The 18,343-nt window shown below is 60.0% G+C and carries 18 protein-coding genes; 5 read left to right on the forward strand and 13 right to left on the reverse strand.

Annotated elements, in window-relative coordinates; translation table 11 throughout:
* The first annotated feature begins 13 nt into the window (after positions 1-13).
* Positions 14-358 carry an Imm1 family immunity protein gene (locus ACVIJ6_RS05275; protein ID WP_456771796.1) on the forward strand — a complete coding sequence of 115 codons (345 nt, stop codon included), beginning with the start codon at positions 14-16 and terminating at the stop codon, positions 356-358.
* A gap of 237 nt (positions 359-595) precedes the next feature.
* On the opposite strand, the gene ACVIJ6_RS05280 is transcribed toward ACVIJ6_RS05275, so the two are convergent.
* Together ACVIJ6_RS05280 and ACVIJ6_RS05285 are read right to left on the reverse strand one after the other, a co-directional pair.
* Positions 596-1,387: a competence protein CoiA gene (locus ACVIJ6_RS05280; protein WP_456771797.1), complete on the reverse strand. Its 792-nt coding sequence runs from the start codon at positions 1,385-1,387 to the stop codon at positions 596-598.
* A 513-nt stretch (positions 1,388-1,900) separates the two neighbouring features.
* Positions 1,901-2,875 (reverse strand): TIGR04141 family sporadically distributed protein, encoded by a 975-nt coding sequence (locus tag ACVIJ6_RS05285; RefSeq protein ID WP_456771798.1) that lies wholly within the window; start codon positions 2,873-2,875, stop codon positions 1,901-1,903.
* 32 nt (positions 2,876-2,907) lie between these two features.
* Here ACVIJ6_RS05285 and ACVIJ6_RS05290 point away from each other — a divergent pair.
* Positions 2,908-4,007 (forward strand): IS3 family transposase gene (locus ACVIJ6_RS05290; RefSeq protein WP_456771799.1). Its coding sequence is split into 2 segments (ribosomal slippage): positions 2,908-3,160 and positions 3,160-4,007, totalling 1,101 coding nucleotides; the frame shifts between segments, so codons are not numbered across the junction.
* Between the two features lie 102 nt (positions 4,008-4,109).
* On the opposite strand, the gene ACVIJ6_RS05295 is transcribed toward ACVIJ6_RS05290, so the two are convergent.
* A complete protein-coding gene (locus ACVIJ6_RS05295) occupies positions 4,110-4,757 on the reverse strand; it encodes a DUF6119 family protein (protein ID WP_456771800.1) in 648 nt (215 codons plus the stop codon).
* Between the two features lie 387 nt (positions 4,758-5,144).
* Here ACVIJ6_RS05295 and ACVIJ6_RS05300 point away from each other — a divergent pair, with 387 nt between their 5' ends.
* Positions 5,145-6,464: a type IV secretory system conjugative DNA transfer family protein gene (locus tag ACVIJ6_RS05300; protein ID WP_456776906.1), complete on the forward strand. Its 1,320-nt coding sequence runs from the start codon at positions 5,145-5,147 to the stop codon at positions 6,462-6,464.
* A gap of 4 nt (positions 6,465-6,468) precedes the next feature.
* Here ACVIJ6_RS05300 and mobQ read toward each other — a convergent pair whose 3' ends face one another.
* The 7 genes from mobQ to ACVIJ6_RS05335 all read right to left on the reverse strand — a co-directional run bounded on the left by mobQ (position 6,469) and on the right by ACVIJ6_RS05335 (position 12,482).
* A complete protein-coding gene (gene mobQ / locus ACVIJ6_RS05305; RefSeq protein ID WP_456771801.1) occupies positions 6,469-7,629 on the reverse strand; it encodes a MobQ family relaxase in 1,161 nt (386 codons plus the stop codon).
* Positions 7,630-7,966: 337 nt separating this feature from the next.
* Positions 7,967-8,425, reverse strand: coding sequence for a hypothetical protein (locus ACVIJ6_RS05310; RefSeq protein WP_456771802.1), 459 nt, complete (start codon positions 8,423-8,425; stop codon positions 7,967-7,969).
* 3 nt (positions 8,426-8,428) lie between these two features.
* Positions 8,429-8,767, reverse strand: coding sequence for a hypothetical protein (locus ACVIJ6_RS05315; RefSeq protein WP_456771803.1), 339 nt, complete (start codon positions 8,765-8,767; stop codon positions 8,429-8,431).
* A 101-nt stretch (positions 8,768-8,868) separates the two neighbouring features.
* Positions 8,869-9,612: an IS21-like element helper ATPase IstB gene (gene istB, locus ACVIJ6_RS05320; protein ID WP_012041725.1), complete on the reverse strand. Its 744-nt coding sequence runs from the start codon at positions 9,610-9,612 to the stop codon at positions 8,869-8,871.
* Between the two features lie 11 nt (positions 9,613-9,623).
* The gene (gene istA / locus ACVIJ6_RS05325; protein ID WP_083780767.1) at positions 9,624-11,156 is read right to left on the reverse strand and encodes an IS21 family transposase; all 1,533 of its coding nucleotides are present in this window, start codon (positions 11,154-11,156) and stop codon (positions 9,624-9,626) included.
* Between the two features lie 116 nt (positions 11,157-11,272).
* Positions 11,273-11,563, reverse strand: coding sequence for a hypothetical protein (locus ACVIJ6_RS05330; protein WP_456771804.1), 291 nt, complete (start codon positions 11,561-11,563; stop codon positions 11,273-11,275).
* Positions 11,556-12,482 (reverse strand): MobA/MobL family protein, encoded by a 927-nt coding sequence (locus ACVIJ6_RS05335; RefSeq protein WP_456771805.1) that lies wholly within the window; start codon positions 12,480-12,482, stop codon positions 11,556-11,558. Before ACVIJ6_RS05335 ends, ACVIJ6_RS05330 begins: the two co-directional genes overlap by 8 nt.
* A 200-nt stretch (positions 12,483-12,682) precedes the next feature.
* Between ACVIJ6_RS05335 and ACVIJ6_RS05340 the strand changes: the two genes are divergently transcribed.
* Together ACVIJ6_RS05340 and ACVIJ6_RS05345 are read left to right on the forward strand one after the other, a co-directional pair.
* Positions 12,683-13,543, forward strand: a complete 861-nt coding sequence (locus tag ACVIJ6_RS05340) for a hypothetical protein (protein WP_456771806.1) — start codon at positions 12,683-12,685, stop codon at positions 13,541-13,543.
* Positions 13,543-15,297 carry a type IV secretory system conjugative DNA transfer family protein gene (locus tag ACVIJ6_RS05345; RefSeq protein WP_456771807.1) on the forward strand — a complete coding sequence of 585 codons (1,755 nt, stop codon included), beginning with the start codon at positions 13,543-13,545 and terminating at the stop codon, positions 15,295-15,297. The genes ACVIJ6_RS05340 and ACVIJ6_RS05345 overlap by 1 nt, the downstream gene beginning before the upstream one ends.
* 765 nt (positions 15,298-16,062) lie before the next feature.
* Here ACVIJ6_RS05345 and ACVIJ6_RS05350 read toward each other — a convergent pair.
* The 3 genes from ACVIJ6_RS05350 to ACVIJ6_RS05360 form a co-directional block, all read right to left on the reverse strand.
* Entirely contained in the window at positions 16,063-16,857 is a 795-nt protein-coding gene (locus ACVIJ6_RS05350; protein WP_456771808.1) for an AAA family ATPase, read from the reverse strand.
* Positions 16,808-17,518: a DNA methyltransferase gene (locus tag ACVIJ6_RS05355; protein WP_456771809.1), complete on the reverse strand. Its 711-nt coding sequence runs from the start codon at positions 17,516-17,518 to the stop codon at positions 16,808-16,810. The genes ACVIJ6_RS05350 and ACVIJ6_RS05355 overlap by 50 nt, the downstream gene beginning before the upstream one ends.
* A gap of 114 nt (positions 17,519-17,632) precedes the next feature.
* Positions 17,633-17,920, reverse strand: a complete 288-nt coding sequence (locus tag ACVIJ6_RS05360; protein ID WP_456771810.1) for a hypothetical protein — start codon at positions 17,918-17,920, stop codon at positions 17,633-17,635.
* Positions 17,921-18,343: the final 423 nt, after the last annotated feature.

The following is an 18,343-nucleotide window of genomic DNA, read 5'->3' on the forward strand; positions in this document are numbered from 1 at the left end:
TAACGGAACTGACTTGTCGATTGCCACTGTCGAGCATCTGAGCCTTGCTCTGGATCGCATCGACAAGCAACCGCAGTTCGAACTCTGGATATCGGTACCGAACGGTCAGTCCTTAGCCATGCTGCGCAATGGTAGCCACGCTTGGCTTATGTATCTGCGGTTCAATGGCGATAGCGGCGTCGTGACAAAGGGTAACCCAGACCATCAGGGAACCTGCGCTTACACACTCTCCAACGGGCAGGTCGACGAGCATCCCCTATCCTGGTGCATAGATCTAGAAGAATGCTACAAAGCGATTGCGTACTTCTTCGTCAATGACGGAGCACGATACGATCACGTCGCGTGGCAAATCGCGTAACAGATCTGCCGCGGTCTCGGCCGGATGGATACTCCGCGCGGGCTACTCCGCCCGTGGTCTTCACCGGATGCGTACAGCTCTCCACACCGCGTTTGAGAAGCAGGAGATCCTGACACCGGAAGCTCGAAACGTTCGCGATCTTGTAGACTTGGTTTGGATGAATCTGTTCCAACGCTACTACTCGCTCAAAAATAAAAACGAATAGCTCTGAAAGTAAGCTGCGGAGCTAAGAGCGAACTATAAGCGCCAAGAACGGCGGCCTCTTGGAGACGACCGAATACCTGGTCCGGCGATTGATTGGTACTGTGGGGCACGCCGCTCACGCACGCCTTGAGAAAGGGTGGCAAGAATCGCCTCGACCGGAAGCAGTTGTGAGCGGCTGGATATCTCATTTACGATTTGATCGGGGGACATGCCCACAACTACCGCGTTGCCTTCCGCGCGCCCTGGCAGCAGACACCAAAGAACATTCTTGTATGGGTCGGACGGAGTAATCGCATCGGCGCTCCGGAAATCAAAAATCACAGGTACGGTGCTATAAATCCACATCTCGGGGAAGCACTCTTCGGGAAACGCTAGAAGAAAGTATCCGTCAATAACGGCTCTGAGTCCCTCTCTGCCTTTGACAAATCGTGGGTAGTCCCGCTTCAAGCGGGCGCCATCAACAATCCAGAGCATATTGCCGTAAAAGCGTTCACGCGCGGCTCGCTCGTCGGGATTAAGATGCGAGTGCTGAAATTCCAGCACGAGTCCATGACTGGTGCGGACGTCGGCAATATGCCGTTCTCCAGAGTTCTCGTCGTACTGTATGAACTCTTGAAATTCGACTGGGAACCGATTTTTCCAGGCACGATGCCACTCAGTTTCGGGCTCTGCCCAGGAATCGCAATCCCGCGCGCCATTGTGCGCCCAGTGCCAAACTCTATAAGAGCCGCATTTAGCTATAACCTCACCGCCACATGACGGGCATATCCCGCGTGCTCCAGCGACCGCTTCGGTACGTTCACCCGCAACGAGTGCAAGCTTCATTCTGAACAGCTTTCCTAATGCTCTCCGAAGCTATTCTCGACAAAGGGCTTAGCAAGCGACTTTCTCCATTAGCTGCCCTTTTTGCCTGCCTCCTGTGTCTCCGGCGCCAATGCCGAGACCTCGGCATTGGCAATGCCCAGCCCCTTGCGCCGGGTCCGACCCGCGTCAAGGGCGGCTCTGCCGCTCGTCTCGACCCTTGACGCGGGGCGGGCGCGGTGCACCCCTTCCCCTTAAGAGAAAGCGCACCCGCAGGAGCGCCAGCATAGCGGCGGCACAGCCGGGCGCGGGACCGAGTGCAGCCCTGAGGCCGATCTGAAAGGGCGCCCGCAGGAGTCTCAGCATAGCGCCGCCGTCAGGCGGGAGACGGGACCGAGCGCCCCCGGCCGAAGGACTCTATATGCCTTACGCGAAGGATCGTTGCCGTAGGGCCAAGACGCAGGGCGACTAGAGCCCGGTCCAATAGTACGCGCTGTTTGAACCTGGAAACACGATAATTAGAAACTAGCAACTGCCTCATGCCGCCGGGAGGATACTGATCTTTTTCTTTGTTACCCGATAGCCGAACGTCTCCAAACGTCTGCGCGCGCTCCGCATGGTCACCTTGCTGAAGAATGGAATATCCAGCGCGTTATTTGACTTGCTGATAATTGCAAAGACAATCTCGTAATCGCCCGGCGTCGGGCGACGCCTATGGTCAATCTTATATCCATCAGGCAGTTGCTCATTTAGCTTCTGTCGGAAATCTTCGTCCGAAAGAAAGAGCTCCCCGGATACGGCACCTTGATTGAAGAGATGGCTGAGCTGAGCTGAACCACTGTATCTCTTCACATGAACAAGCTTTCTGTCGGCGGTAAGTATGTCACAGAATTCGATTGTACTCTTTGCTCCACCGTGCGGGATCATCTTTCTATCCAAGCAGCAGGCCCTCTGAATGGCGCCGGTTGCCGCCAAGTTATATTCACCCTCGTCGGCGTGATCTGCCGTATAGTGGGGAAGTTGAAGCCCTGAGTCGGGAATGCTGACAAAATCGTCGAGAACACGCTGGGTAAAGTTCGCCGCAATCTCGTACCACTTTCCGTTGTTCAAAATGTAGACGAGGTTATTGAGGCGAGCCTCTGCATATAGGCATTTGAACGCGCTCCAATTCTCAATTACATCCGACGTGCGGCTTGAGATTGCATAGATATGCTTGCTCTTGAGAAGGTCGAGATTTAGTTCAGCTCCATCCAGACTGACTAAGAATTCCCGAACATCCAAATCCGGATGGATGTCTGCCCTTTTCTTGCTTAGATATCTGAATCCCTCAACGTCCACCCAATCTATGATGGTGGGCGGCGCCATCCAAATGCGCTCAAGATCACCATCCTTTAGCTTGTTCACAAGCCACGCGTTCAACTCCGCGCAGCGCACCGGATTTCTTACGTCCTGGATCTGATCAATCTGACGTGCCCCCGCCAAATTAGGCCAGTTTGAACTGGAATTTTCCACTTATGATCCCACCCGGGACAGAGGAGAGTTCCATGAAGGCATCGAAGTTTTCGGAGGCTCAGATCGCATTTGTTCTGAAGCAGGCTGAGGACGGTACGGCGGTTGCGGAGGTTTGCCGCAAGGCCGGGATCAGCCAGGCGACGTATTTCAATTGGAAGAAGAAGTATGCCGGTCTGATGCCATCGGAGATGAAGCGGCTGCGCCAACTCGAGGAGGAGAACGCCAAGCTCAAGCGGATCGTTGCGGACTTGTCGCTCGACAAGGCCATGCTGCAGGATGTGCTCTCAAAAAAGCTCTGAAGCCTGGCCGCAAGCGGGAGCTTGTCGACAAGGTGCGGAGCGACTGGAAGGTCTCGATCAGGCGGGCCTGTTCGACGCTTCGGATCGATCGCGCACTGTACGTCTACAAGTCGAAGCGCGGCGACCAGGCCGCCCTTAAAAATCGGATCAAGGACGTCTGCCAGACGCGGGTGAGATACGGATATCGCCGGGTCCATGTCCTGCTGCAACGTGACGGTTGGGCCGTCAACGTTAAGCGCGTCTATCGTCTCTACAGGGAATTAGGCCTGCAATTGCGCAATAAAACGCCGAGACGTCGCGTCAAGGCCAAGCTGCGCGAGGATCGTACCGACGCATCTCAGATCAATGAGACTTGGGCGATGGATTTCGTTCACGATCAGCTCGCTACCGGCCGCAAGATCCGGGTTCTTACGATCGTCGATACCTTCAGTCGCTTCTCACCAGCCGTCGATCCGCGCTTCAGCTATCGAGGCGAGGATGTCGTGCTGACTTTGGAACGCGTCTGCAAGGCCGTCGGCTACCCCAAGACTATTCGCGTCGATCAGGGGTCGGAGTTCATCTCCCGCGATCTCGACATCTGGGCTTACCAGAAGAATGTCATTCTCGACTTCTCCAGGCCAGGCAAGCCGACCGACAACAGCTTCATCGAATCCTTCAATGGCAAGTTCCGAAACGAGTGCCTGAACACGCACTGGTTCCTGAGCCTTGACGATGCCCGGCAGAAAATGGAGGATTGGCGTAGAGACTACAATGAGGTCCGGCCACATAGCGCGATCGGCAACAAGGCGCCGATTTCGCTGTTGAATGGCTCATCGGCGCCCCCGCCGGCATGAGCCTAACCCCGGAAAATTCCAGCCTCAGTTGGCCTAGTTTCGGGGAGCACTTCATAACCCCGGAAAATTCCAGCCTCAGTTGGCCTAGTTTCGGGGAGCACTTCAAATCCAGTCGAAGTGCTCCTTGTAGGCATCACTCTCATAATGTCGCATGCACTTCGGGAGGAACTCTTTTATGTCCGAAATATCGACTTTGACGGACACCGAGAGGCTGTCTTTTCCAGTAACGTTTTTACCTAGCTCTGTGTGCTTGGAGCGACCTGTAACCTCGCTAATCAGGTCCTGTTCGATGTCGATGCCGAAGCTTGCCGCTTCTCCTTCGCGGCTCATTTGCTCTCGACTCTGCTTCGGGATGGAACCGAGCGATGTTTTCGATATGCTTCTCAAGCTGGTGTGCTCAACGCTGTTCAGAACAACCTTCAGACCAAATCGCTCTTCAATTACTCCGTCTTTCAAAAGATGACGCCCGTATCCGAAGGAAATTGCAAACATCCGCTCGTGATCGCCGGACTGAACCGGCACCAAAAATACACCTCGTGCGCCTGCTGTGAAAATCCGGCACCTTCCCTCTATTTCGTTCAGGAAGAAACCTTTTACCCAGTCGGGCTCGTTGTCGTGTGAATCTTCGAAGTAAAAGCGTCCCAAGCCTGTAATTTCGATATGGGAGCAGCCGTCATCGATGACGTCGTCGAACGAGTCCACCTCTCCCTTAATAAGAAATATGCTGAGCCGGTTCGTCTTCTCTCCCATGCACGCTCGATCTTCTCGTTTGAAATATGCCGCGCCTTTGTCGGTAAATTGATGCCGGCAAATGATTCAATTCGTAATTGTACCATAAGCACACATCAGTTGACAGTCGCCCTTGGTGCCAAAGCTAATCGTGGCAAGATCGACACAGGGGTATCCTGCAATCGGCTACTGCCAAGCTTGGTAATACTGCACTGGAGGTTCACCCTCGCACGCATGAGGATGCTGTGGGGGCTCGTCAAACTGTTGTGGTTCGCAACGCGTCTTGCGGTGCGTGTTCTCGTGTTCATCATTGTCCTGCTATATCGCGCAATCAGATCCCTGAGACGCTGGGGCGGGCTCAACCCCGGCGGCGCACTCGGAACGGCGAGATTCGCGAGCCGATGGGAGATGTTCTGGTCGGGCGTACGGCGAGGACAGGGACCAATCGTCGGCCGTATCGGCCGTTCTTTTTTGCGATTCAACAGGGACGGGATGATCACCGTGTTCGCGCCGATGGGCGCGGGCAAAGGGGTCGGTGTCGTAATCCCGAACCTGCTGGACTACCAGGGCTCGGTGGTCTGCACCGACATCAAGGGCGAGAACAGCGCCATTACGCGACGACGTCGCCTGTCATTCGGCGCAGTCCGGATCCTCAACACAAGCGACCCGTACGCCTCCGACCATTTCAACCCGCTCGACATGATCCGCGTCGGCGGATTTGACGAAAAGGACGATGCCGAAGCTCTGGCGCGGCTGATGGTGGTACCGGACGGCAAGGAGTCGCACTGGGACAGCAAGGCCGAAGGCCTGCTCGCCTGCCTGATCATGTACGTGGTGCGCCTGGAGCCGGAACTGCAGACCATGGCGCAACTCCGCACACTCTCCACCCTCCAGCCCGAGTCGCTCAAGGCGCTGCTGCACACCATCGCGGTGGAGGGCACCTCCGCCGCCTGCGAGCTGGCAGGCAGCTTTCTGGCGATGGAAGGCAGCGAAGAGTACCGAAGCGTCCTGTCGAACGTCGAGAAGGCCACCCGGGTCTGGTCTGCCGCCAGCCCTGCCGGTGAGATCAGCCGCAGGTCAACGTTCCAGCTTTCCGAGCTGATCACCCAGGTGACCACGCTCTATCTCGTGGTCGACGAGGAGAAGCTCTCGGTCTACGCCAGCTTCCTCAGAGTCATGGTGGGCTGCGTCATCAACGCGCTCACCCGCGCCAAGAACCTGCCCCGACCCAAACGCAAGGTCCTGCTCCTTCTTGATGAAGCCGCCGCGCTCGGCAGCCTCGAGCCGCTGGAACGCGGGGTAGGGTACCTGCGCGCCTACTGCACCCCCCTTCTCGTCTTTCAGGACATGAGCCAGTTGCGCGAACTCTACCGCCGCTGGGGCTCGTTCCTGGCCAACGCCACCTGCAAGGTGTTCTTCAACGTCGCCGACCTGGAGGCCGCACGGTTCGTCTCAGAGCTCATCGGCCAGGCAACCCTGTTCGCCCGCAACCAGGGCACCTCGCGCTCCAGCGCCGACCCGCAGGAGCGCTATTCCATGGGGATGTCGGAGACCAGCCGCTGGCTGCTCGACCCAGCCGAGGTCCTGCGGCTCCCTGGCCGCTGCTCGCTGGTGCTGTTTCGTAGCGATATCTTGAGATTCCCGGTGCTGGCCTGCAAGGTCAACTACCGCGCCTGGCGCCATGTCCGCTGGTGGAATGCCTATGACACCTGGCCCGCGATGGCGTGACCACTCACATCACCCTGCCGAGCGACAACTCGCGCCGCTGGCGCCAGAAGTACAGACGGTTGGCCCATAGCGTACAGCGGACCAACTGGCTCTCCCGTAGCCCCATCAACTGATAGAACAGCCGGTCGAGCTCTGCGACTATCCACTGGACCAGCGCCGCCCGCTTGCGGGCGTGCAAGGTCCGCTCCCATGCTGATGCTCGGTCCTCGCCCCGATATTCCACCCGCTCGGACTCGCGGATGCGCTTCGCATAATAAACCTGTCGGACCTTCAGCCGCGCAATCCGCAACTGGACGGCCTTGGCCGTCCGCTCCAGCCGGGCCGCATTCAAGCGCAGCCGCCCCGCGTTGAACTGCGCCCGACTGCCCTGGTCAAAACGCGTATAAAGCACGTTACGGCGGACTTGAGGGCCATATTGCCGCTGGCGGACTGGCCCCACCAATTTGTCCTGGCTCGGAGGCACGCGCCCCCGCGCATTGCGGACCTTCGGTCCAACATGCACCTCCGGCAATCGATCAAAAGCACGGGCTCCACGCCGGTCACCACGGGCTAGGGCGGAGGCCTTCTGCGCCGCAAGGCTGCGATGATCAACCCGCGCCTTGTGGCCCCTTCCCCGCAGGGCGTCGTTCTGCATCCGCGCCCATGCTTCACGCCATTTCAACAACATGGAATCGCTGTTCCACTCCCGCGTCTTCACCCGCCGTAGCCCGAGCGCCGTCGCCTGCCGTAACGTCAGCATCAGGTGGGCATGGAAATTCCGCGGGTCATCCCCCTTCTCCGGGACGGGCGCATGGATGGCGAAATCCACGACCATTCCCAAGGATACAAACTGCTCACGCGCATACGCCCGAACGAGCGCAAGCCGCTCAGCGGGCGCCAGCTCATGCGGCAGCGCAATATTGATCTCACGCGCCAACTGCGCATCCTGGCGTTTCTCGATCGCCTCCACGTGATTCCAGAGGGTCTCGCGGTCCTTCAGCCACTCAGCAGCTCCCGCAGGCACGAGGATCTCTTCGTGAACCACGCCGCGCCGCCGACTGTAATCCGCCACGGCCCCCCGCCGATGGTCGTGCAGCACCATCCCCGCACGGTAAGCCGCCATTGCCACCACCGAGCGCCCCTCCGAGCGCTTCACTGGTTGAGCGGACAAATGATACGACGCCATACCTTTCTTCTTTCTTGGGGGCGCAACGCGCCCCTTCCGGCCGCTGTGGCGGCCGCGCACCTATGTTGCGAAGCAATGTATAAGTGCGCCATTCCAACCCTTCAGGGCTCTATAAAAATCTCATCCAAAACTTCGTGGAGTTTCTACAACGGCCTATATTCTCAGACCTCAACGTGCTTGCTTTCACACGACTCGTCCGAGTGCCAGCTAGGCAGCACACGATTTAACGATGCCAATCCACTCCCGGCGCGAGACCTTGCATCAACGACGTGAAGCGATCACCAGGCGTGGCGATTAAGCGTGGGCGTATCAACCATCTGTCGCATCGAGGATTGAGCTATTCCGGCTCGGCACCCGCCTCAGCGTTTTTGGATTTCTCTGGCGATGAGTCCGGTTCTGCTCGCTTCTTCCAACTGGCGACATAAGCGCGGAGAGTATCTCTGTAGCTCTGCCCGCTTTGCGCGGCCGTTTCACGACGCTGTCGTTCCTTTGCCTCCTCTTGCCTCGCTGCGTCGCGTTTCGCGTGTGCCGCCTCGCGCTCATAAATTTCCGACTGATGGGGGTTTGCTCTCACATGCTCGGTCATAGCAACACGAGCCCAGCCAAGTTCCCCCAATTCGTTGTTGACGTTTGCCAGTTTTTGGCTCCGGCCTGGAGTGAGCTTTGATTTAGCCTCCAGCTCGGCCTTCTCCTTCTCAAGGAGATCTATGCGGCGTTCGACTTTCAGCAAATCCAGCGCATCCGGATTGTAGCCACCGGAAACAGCCCCCATTGGAGGCTTCTTATCATTGGACATGGCTTAGTTCACCTGCGGTCGAACGGCGGCGATATATTCATTCAACGTCTTCATGCATCTCTCCATGAGCGAGACTCGGTCGCGATAGAAACGTTGATCCTTGCGCAAGTCCCCGATCCAGTCGAGCATATCCCCGTCAGTCTTTGGGTCGGGCTGTCGCTCCATCAAAAACGAGATCTCGATGATCTGATTGCGGATTCCGACGAAGTCGCCCAGGCGTACCGATATGAAGTCGCCCGTGGATTCCGAGACGATGTCGCCCACCTTTCCGATTTGATCTCGCCCAGCGGCGAGGCGTTCTGGCCGGCTGGTTCTCTGGCATCGGTCAAGCCGCGCGGTCAATCTGGAATCGCGACTTCAACCTTTTTTCTTCTTCTGCGGTTGCTGTGGGCATGTGGACAACGCGATTGCGTTGTCCAAGCGCAGCGGCATGTCCACGGCGCTCAGGTCTTTCGGGCGGATTGCCGAGTTCGGCGCAGGCTCTCACCGGTGAGGTCGAGCCGATGGGCATTGTGGACGAGGCGATCGAGCACGGCGTCGGCATAGGTGGGATCTCCAATGAGCAGATGCCACTGGTCCACGGGGAGCTGGCTGGTGACGATGGTGGAGCGATGACCGTAGCGATCTTCGAGGATTTCCAGGAGGTCGTGACGGGCGCCGGCATCGAGCGGCTCGAGCCCCCAATCATCGAGGATCAGCAGATCGACACGGCCAAGGCCGCGCAACAGGCGTGGGTGACGACCGTCGCCGCGGGCGAGCGCCAGATCGTCGAACAGGCGCGGGACGCGTTGATAGAGCACGGAGCGATTGTCGCGACAGGCCTTGTGGCCGAGCGCCGAGGCGAGCCAACTCTTGCCGACGCCTGCCGGGCCGCAGATCAGGAGATTGACGTGGTCGTCGATCCAACGGCCCTCGACAAGCTTGGCGAACAGCGGGCGGTCGAGACCGCGCGGGGTGCGGTAGTCGATGTCCTCGACGCATGCCTGCTGGCGCAGCTTGGCGTAGCGCAGGCGAGTGGCGAGCCGTTTGTCGTGCCGCAGCGAGGCTTCACGTTCGAGCAGCAGAGCAAGCCATTCGGCGTGACCGAGGCTGCCAGCCTCACCGGCGGCTTCGATGTCGGCGAAGGCCTTGGCCATGCCGTGGAGGCCGAGGGCGTTGAGGCGGTCGAGGGTCGGATGGGTGAGCAAGGGACGGTCTCCTAATTGTAGTAGCGCGGTCCGCGGATGTTGGCATGCAGGATCGGCGCATCGTCCGCGGAGCGCTGGTGAGCGGGACGCCGATCGAGATTGTTGGCGAGGATCGACTTGACCGAGCCATAGGTGCGCGCGCCGATGTCGATCGCCCGCGCAGCCGCCGCGTCCAGCCGTTCGCGCCCATAGGAGGCGGCGAGCCTGAGGATGCCGAGGCAGGCGCGGAAGCCTTGTTCGGGGTGCGAGCGCTCGTCGAGAATGAGGTCGCACAATGCGCTGGTTGCCGGCCCGATCGCGGCGGCGTCCTGACGGATACGCCCGATAGTCCAGCCGGCGTAGCGCCGATGGCTGGAGGCCATGTGCTCCGGCACGGTGGTGTGCTTGTGATTGCCACTCATGCGCTGATGCGCGGCAATCCGCTCGCCCTTGTGGAAGATCTCGACGGTGCGGGCGGTGAACCGCACCTCGACCTCGGCACGCGCGAAGCGATGCGGAACGCTGTAATAATGCTTCTCCACCTCGACGTGGTAGTCGAGGCTGACGCGGCGGATCCGCCACTCGGCGAGCACGTAGGGGCTCGCCGGCAACGGCTTGAGCGCCGGCCGGTCGATCTCCTCGAGCAGCCGGCGGCGCGTCACGCCGAGCCGCCGGATCGGCCGCTCCTCGTTGAGCCTGGTGAGCAACTCGCCGATCGCTGCGTTGACCTCGGCGAGGCTGTAGAAGACGCGGTGGCGCAGGCGACCGAGCAGCCAGCGCTCGATGATGAGGACGGCCTGCTCGACCTTGGCCTTGTCGCGCGGCTTGCGAGGTCGCGCCGGCAAGACGGCCGTGCCGTAATGCGCGGCCATCTCCGCATAGGTGCGATTGATCTGCGGGTCGTAGAGGCTCGCCTTGATGACTGCGACTTTGGTGTTGTCAGGCACCAGGAGCGCCGGGACGCCGCCGATCGCCGCGAAGGCGCCAACATGGGCGCTGATCCAGTCGGCGAGCCCCTGCGTCCACGTCGCCTGCGCGTAGGTGAAGCTCGAGGCGCCGAGCACGGCGACGAAGATCTGCGCCGTCCTCCGCTCGCCGGTGAGGCGGTCGACCACCACCGGCACGCCGTCGCCCGCGTAGTCGACGAACAGCTTGTCACCGGCCGCGTGCGCCTGGCGCATCGTCACCGACAGGCGTCCCTCCCAGGCGCGGTAAAGCTCGCAGAAGCGCGAGTACCGGTATCCGCCGGGCTCGGCGCCGATGTACTCCTCCCACAGGATCGACAGCGTCACGTGCTTGCGCTTGAGCTCGCGGTGCACCGCCGCCCAATCGGGCTCGGCGATGCGGCGATGACCCTGCCGGTTACCGTTGCCGGTCTTGGCGAACAGGCGGGCCTCCAGGGCCGCGTCCGTGAGTTCGTCGGGCAACGGCCAGCTCAGGCCTGCGGCCTCGAACCGCCGGATGGTCAGCCGCACTGTCGAGGGCGCCGCGCCCATCCGCCGAGCAATCTCGCGGCTCGGCAGCCCAGCCGCCTTCATCCTGATCACATCGCGCACACGGCGCATCGCAAGCCTCTCCGTCGGCATCCAGGGTCCCCCTTCGCAAAGCCGAAAGGTTGACCCTATGGGAGCCAGAAGAGGTCTCGTCACCCCGGGTTCGCTCTTGCGATACCCGGGCGACATCATCCCGGAATCGTGGGCGACATCATCTCGGAACGGGTGGGCGACTTCAAATCGGAATGGTGGGCGAGATCATCTCGGAATCCTGGGCGACATCGATCGGAATCCGCAATCTGATCTTCGATGGCATCGATCTTGATGTTCATCCGTACAATTTCACTCTTGGCCAGCTCTATGGTTTCTAGCGTCTCGGCAACGTCTTTCGACCATTCATTTCCGTCCAAAAAATCCCGTAGCAAGCCCATGTCTTCATGATGGGTAAACACCGCCAACCAGGCAAGCGTCTTAATCATCCGGCTCCCACTCATGGTCCCGGTCCCGCTCCTTCCCTCGCCTTACGGTGGGCTGGTTTTTTTTGAGGTACGCACGATAGACCGACCGCAACGCCTCGGCGGATGACTCGTTGGGCTTGTGGATCGCGCGCAGCTGCTCGATTTCCCGATGCTGGGCGTCCGCGTCAACCGCCTGCCAGTAATCCGCTGCACTCTCGTTGACGCGGGCGCGCAGTTGCTCGTTGTGGGCACAACGCGAGCGTCCGTTGTCGATCGAGGGATAGTCGACCGTCCTTGTCCGACTCTTGGCCAGGGCACTGTTGCGCGCCGGACGTGAGCGGGACCTTACCTTGCGCCGGGCCTTGTGCATCCGGCGCCCCCTGACCCCTTCATGGATGGTGGGGGCACGTCCGATGCCCTGGGCTTCAAGCGTGCGTCGGTCGATGCGCGCCTCCTTGTTGGCCTCAACCAAGGCGAGATTTGCCTGCTCTTCCCACAGCTCGCGCAACCGTTCTGTCGAACCCTTCTCGCTCATGCCGTAGACCCGCTTGCCGGTTTGGTGGTCGCGGTCGCGAATGACCAGATGACAATGCGGGTTCTGGGCGTCCTTGCCCTTCTCGTGGAATGCGGCCAGCCATGAGGCCCGCCCCTGGGTGATGGCCTCGGCGTAGGCACGGACCAGAGCAATACGCTGCTGGGGGTTTAGCTCTCTTGGCAGCGCCAGCATGATCTTGTCGACCACGCGCGCATTCTTACGGTCGCCGTCTTCTGCGACGCGCAAGAATCGCATAGCGTCCACCGAGGCAGTCGGCATACGAGCGCCCGCCACCCGACTTAGGGCACTTGCCCGCGTGATGTACTTGATGTGCGCGGCGGCCGTATAGGCCTCGGCCTGCGTGGACTTGCCGACAGAGCTGTGGTGCAGGCTGTAAATAGCCAACAGACGCCCCCTCGCAGTGGGCGGGTTTGCTTGCAAACCCATAAGTGCGCACTACAGACCCGGCAGCCTATCTCCCAAGCCAGCCCGAAGGCAAGGGCAGGCCGTGGCAGGCAACCGGGACGCAGGTCCGGTGCCGCCCGGCCGTACTCCGACGCTCTGGACGGAGCACCACCCCAGGGTCGGCCGCGCGGAGCCCGCTCTTGACGGTTGCAGTCCGCCTGGCCGATGGTACGGCCCCGCCTCACCGCCCTGCGGATGGAAAAATGCCCCGGGAAGTTATCGCCGAACGCACGGACGAGGTCAGTCTGGATTGGCTCACCGCCCTCAACACCGTGGATTCCCGCCGGGGGAAACCGCGTTTTGATCATTCGAAGGTCACCATCCCGAAGGGCAGCTCTGTCTACATGGACGAGAACGGCCCGCGCTTCCGGATGAGGACACCTGAGGGCAAAATCGTCGGCTGGGACAGATTCAAGCGGATCACCGTAAATCCCGGCGAATACTGGGGCATCACATGGTGCAACCCCGGTCAGCTTGAAGACCCGGATTTCGGCTTCTCTGTGCAAGACGGCAAACTCAGCATCCTGCTCGAACACATGGAAGGTCACGAGCACCTGTTCGCCGACTTCGTTACCACCTTCGGCGACCCGGACATGTGTCCTGGCGGCTTCCGCGCGCCGGATGGACGCTACGAGTCGAATATGCTGATTGATTTCATGGTCACATGGGGCGGCAATGGCGTGCCGCCCAGCTTGATTCCGGTCCCGGAAACCCTGGCCGTACAGCCGGAGGTCCCAAGCGAGTTTCTGATCGAGTTCGAACCCGGCGCGGTTGTCAACTGCACCAAGGCAAAGAAGCCGATCCAGCCCGGGACCGATACTTACGTCGGCGACGTGCGTTCCTATAACATTCATACCGGCCAGGTGAGGGAAATCCGTTACCGTATCCCCGGCAATACGCTGGAGGACTTCAAGACAGATGGCGCCGAGCTATTTCGTCTGATTGCTGAAAAGCAGGCGACCATTGTTGAAGTTCTGCAAGACAAGAAGCGGCAATACTGATGGACGCGAAGCTGCCATCAGAGAAGTTCGCGCAGAGGCTCGCCGCCATCGAACAGGAGAACGCGGCGACGCGATTTATCCAGATGGCGGAAAACGTCTTCCGCCATCCTACCGATATTATCCGCGCGGGCTGGTCTCGCAAGGAAGGCGAGTTTGTCTTTTCGCGGCCGGTTCATGAGTTTACCGACTACGAGAGATTCGTTTTCCAGTTGGTGATGATCCTGGGTGCCCTCGGCGAGTTGCCCATGGATGCCGCCAAGAACATCGCAGCCTCCGTCGTGCACGCAGGAGGCAAGTGCAAGATCGATGGCACCAACCTTGGCGATGTAGGGAACTACGTGGCGGTCCACTCGCTGGTCAACGGTGGCAACGTCAACTACGTACCAAAGCCGCTGGCGTCCTATGCAACTTTCATCAGCGAGCTCATCGCTCGCCAACAAAAGGCGCCAGCCACACCTGGCCTACTCAAATGGCTCAGCACATACGTCTCCCCGCCACCGGGCAGCGCAGCGCAGACCTCGGCGCTGTTTTCAGAGCGGGGCGGGCCCTATGCGCTGCCGCTCGGCACGCAGTCCGTCACCGGCAGGCCACTGTACTACGTCGGAGAGACCTCACTTCTTACAGTCGCGCCCTCGGGCAAAGGCAAGACCCAATGCCATATCCTGCCGACGCTGGCGCGCTACAAGGGCCCGGCCATCGTCCTCGACATCAAGGGCGAATGCTTTGAGCACACCGCCGAATGGCGGCGGACCAACGTCGGCCCCGTCATCCGCTTTAATCCGGTCGAGCCAGACCTGAGCAGCAGCTACAATCCGCTGGCCTTCGTCGATGACGCGCCGGACGAACTCTGGGAAAGCTCGCGCTTCTTGGCCGACCTCCTGGTGGTGCAGAATAACAAGACGGACACTTCATGGGAGAGCCAGGGCCGTGACCTTGTCACGCTGCTGGTCGCCTTTGTGACGGCGATCCATGAACCCGAAGAGCGCACCATGACGCGCGTCCTCGATCTCGTCGCCACCATCGGTCTCGAAGACATGCTGATGATGGTCGGCGCCGCCGAGAGCCCCTTCCCTTCCGCCATGCGCCGGGTCGCCGCCCGCATGCACCAGATGATGAAAAATGCTCCCAAACAGTTTGAGGGCGTTCTCAGTGGCGCGTCGCAGCATCTCCAGCTCTGGGAAGGACCCAAACTGGAGCGCGTCACCTCAACGAGCGACTGGAAGCCGGAGGATTTCATCTCGGCGCCCTTCCCCACACTCTATCTGTGCATCCCACCCAACGCAGTGGAAACCTACGCACCCGTGCTGCGGGTCATCATCGGCCAGCACGTCCGGCGCCTGATGCGTTCGCAATCCAAAGCCGCCGCGCCGATCCTCTTCCTGCTCGACGAGTTGCCGAGACTGGGCCGTATGGCCCCGATTCGTGAAGCGCTGGAGGTCGGCCGCTCCTACGGCATCAAGCTCTGGATGGTCGCGCAATATCCGGAACAACTCACTGCTGCCTATGCCGAGGTTGGCGAAGGCATGATGGAAAGCTGCGACGTGCGGATGTACATGAATCCCACAGCAGCCACGGCCGAGCGCTTGGCAAAGGCCTTCGGTAAGTCTCGCAACGTCCTCGACAGCTCGCGCAAGCAGTTGCTTGAGGCAGCCGACATTCTCGGCCCCGAGCATCGCGACAGCATTTTCGTCCTCGCAGCTAACGAGCAACCACAGATATTGCGTAAGAATTACTACTACAGCTCGCGAACCTGACCGTCCGGGCAGGGCGGGACAATTGGGCGGGCTGTAATTTTATTACAGGTTTTTGATCAGGGAGCAGAGCAGTGTCGTTCATCTCAGGTATGCGCAAGTTCTTCGCAATGCTGAATCCGCCGGAGCCGGAACCTCTTCCACCTCCACCACCGTCAAAACCGCCCACCCCCGGACGTCGCGTATCTCCACCGCCGGCAACATCCAAGATCCGTGTCGAACTGATACCCAGAACGGAGGGACGGAAGATGACTTGCGAGTTCGGCTTCGATGAACCCGAACTTGCGTTCCAGCAAATGCTTTCCGCCCTAATGAGCCAACCGTTACTGTACGACTCTATGAAGGCCGTGCGCGTCAATGCGAATGGCACCTCGGAAGCCATTTTCTCGGTGAGCATGTATTTCAATCCCGGGACACGAACGTACGACTATACACCGTCGTTTACAGGATCATGGCGTCCGCCCGAAGCATTCAGGGCCGTCCAGCATGTTCCACGGTAACCCTTAGCGGCACCAAGCCGCCGTCTTCTCCTCTCTTGCCGCGCATCGAACTCAATGGAGCCAACCATGCCGTCCGTGACATGCCACGCCTGTAGGGGCAGCCGAGATTGCCGAACCTGCAACGGGTCGGGAAGCGTCAAGCAACTCAACCCCCATCCCGACCCCCGCGACGTCAATAAGAACGTGGGAAGCGTTCGTTGCTACGAATGCCGTGGGTCTGGCAAATGCTCGCAGTGCGGAGGCAAAGGCGTCGTCTGAGGAGATGCCGTTAGTCCTCAAGTAATTCCGTCACGTAACCCAGCGGATTTGCAAAGAACCGAGCCATCACCTGAAAGTGCGGTGTGGCGGCCAGGCTGCGCTCGGCGATTTCGCCCTGGTTGATAAAGAGCAACTTGGCATCGGGATAAGCCATGAGCAACGGACTGTGCGTCGCGATGATGAATTGCGCATTCCCCGTCTGTACCAACTGATGGATGATCTTGAGCAGGGCAAGCTGACGCTGGGGCGAGAGTGCCGCTTCCGGCTCGTCGAGGATAAATACGCCTCTCCGATTCAGTTGGTGCGAGAAAAGCGTTAAAAACGCCTCACCGTGGGACTGGGCATGCAACGACGCCCCGCCATAGGACTGGTAGATGGACGTGCCGGTTTCTCGCGCAAGTTCATCAATGAAATCCGCAAACTTGAAGAGACTTTCCGCTCGCACGAAGAAACCGGTGTTCACCTTCACGTTCCAGGAGAAACCAAGGTGCTCCTGCAGGGGCGCGACATCCGTCGGCTCATCATTCAAATTATGATTGCGGCTGCCCCCGGTGCCGCTGAAGCCGCAATGGCGCGCAATGCTCTCGATGAGGGTGGACTTCCCCGAGCCGTTCTCGCCGCAGATGAACGTGACAGGCTTGTCGAAAATCAGGTCAAAGCCCTTCTGGACTAACGGAATGCTGAACGGATAATTATCCCCCGCTGTCGGTGGAAGGATTATCCGTTTCAGAAAGGGCGCTTTCGTAGCCACGGACTTATTGTGCCACACAACGTTTGCGGCAGCCACTATGCTGACCAGTGTCATCGCCGAAGGCCCCCTGCGCGCTCAATCGAAGGATGGCCGTTTCAACATGCCTTGCATCGAGTTCGATACCGATTCCCGAGCGGCCCGCGCATCGCGCCGCGACAAGCGTGGAGCCGGACCCGCAGAACGGATCGAGCACAATTCCACCCAGTGGACAGAACGCTTCAATAAGCGGCTGCAAGACGCTGATTGGCTTCTGCGTCGGATGCAGCCTATTGCCGGTGTACTCCCAGTCGAGGACATCAGAGATAGGGGCTGAAGGTAGACCGGGGTTACCCTTGGCGAGCAAGTAGGCCTGTTCGTGCCTGCTTTGCAGGAAACGCGCCGACGACGCGTACCGTTTCTTGAAAACCACGTGTCCAACAATACGGAATCCCGCCTTGCGCCAGGCGCCAATGAACTTGTCGGCGGCATTCCAGCCATAGAAGCTCAGGCATACCGAGCCAGGCTTGAGCACCCGGTGCATTTCGGCGAAGGCGGACACCAGCCAGTCGTCGCGGTCATCATTGGCGATGGTCTGCCCGTCGCGGGACCGGTAACGGCACAGATAGGGCGGGTCGGTGAGGATGAAGTCCACCGAGGCGGACGGCATCCGGCGCATGACCTCGACACAGTCGCCATGGGCGACCGTGTTGAGGAGAGGAGTGAGGCTGAAGCTCACGAGGGCACCTCCTCGTCGAGGCATCGTGCCCGCCAGAGTGCGTCGCCGCGTTCAACCGTCGAGAACTCGGCCAACCCATTGAGGCTGTAAATGGCTTTGGCCTTCTCGATGGCCTCAGCTGCCGTGCCGGCGAACACCGTCGCTTCGTAAACCGTCCAGTCCTCGAACTGGACGGCGTACCGCCGCGTAGCGGCGGGGCTCATCGCCCCGCGCCTCCGCGTCGGCCTTGGGCTCGCGAATGATCAGGCGGCCATTCAGGGGCAGGCAGCTCAGCTGGATGTTGAAGCCCTTGCCGTCCTGGTGCTCCCAGGCTGCGCCGATCTTGGTCCAGAAGGCGTTGTCACCTTCTCCCTCGACCACATAAACCGCATGTGGCGCCGGTTTCTTTTCGTTGCGTTTCATCTTGGATACTCCCGTTTGGTTTAACCGGCTGCGCCATTCGCGGCCGGACGGGAATTCCTTGAGGATCGAAGGATGAGCGGCAGGGCAAGGAGGCTCCGACCGAGGGACCCCCTGGGATACGGTTGGATGCCTTGCGCTGACGCGCTTCGGTCCCAAATTCCCCGTCCAACTGGCCCCGCAATGGATGCTGCCCCCACACGGGAGTAGGCCTGAGAAGCAATAGAACCGCGCCTGAATGATCTATTTGGCAAAGGAAACGTGTGGGCCGCACCGGCCATTGTCGCTGCCTCCGGGCGCCCAGATCGAGCAGTCCTCAACAGCTGTGAACCCATCGGGACCGCTTGGCTGTCCAACCCGTTTCGTTTCAGCCTTCACCGACCGCACAGCGAAGGCCTGGCCCGGTGCGGATACACTGAGACGCAG

Source organism: Bradyrhizobium sp. USDA 4369, assembly GCF_054056435.1.

Coding starts and splice junctions, on each gene's coding strand:
- ACVIJ6_RS05300 (WP_456776906.1), top strand. CDS start 5,145: ATGTTCTGGTCGGGCGTACGGCGAGGACAGGGACCAATCGTCGGCCGT.
- ACVIJ6_RS05295 (WP_456771800.1), bottom strand. CDS start 4,757: ATGGGAGAGAAGACGAACCGGCTCAGCATATTTCTTATTAAGGGAGAG.
- istA (WP_083780767.1), bottom strand. CDS start 11,156: ATGCGCCGTGTGCGCGATGTGATCAGGATGAAGGCGGCTGGGCTGCCG.
- ACVIJ6_RS05310 (WP_456771802.1), bottom strand. CDS start 8,425: ATGTCCAATGATAAGAAGCCTCCAATGGGGGCTGTTTCCGGTGGCTAC.
- ACVIJ6_RS05345 (WP_456771807.1), top strand. CDS start 13,543: ATGGACGCGAAGCTGCCATCAGAGAAGTTCGCGCAGAGGCTCGCCGCC.
- ACVIJ6_RS05360 (WP_456771810.1), bottom strand. CDS start 17,920: ATGAAACGCAACGAAAAGAAACCGGCGCCACATGCGGTTTATGTGGTC.
- ACVIJ6_RS05330 (WP_456771804.1), bottom strand. CDS start 11,563: ATGATTAAGACGCTTGCCTGGTTGGCGGTGTTTACCCATCATGAAGAC.
- mobQ (WP_456771801.1), bottom strand. CDS start 7,629: ATGGCGTCGTATCATTTGTCCGCTCAACCAGTGAAGCGCTCGGAGGGG.
- ACVIJ6_RS05280 (WP_456771797.1), bottom strand. CDS start 1,387: ATGAAGCTTGCACTCGTTGCGGGTGAACGTACCGAAGCGGTCGCTGGA.
- ACVIJ6_RS05350 (WP_456771808.1), bottom strand. CDS start 16,857: ATGACACTGGTCAGCATAGTGGCTGCCGCAAACGTTGTGTGGCACAAT.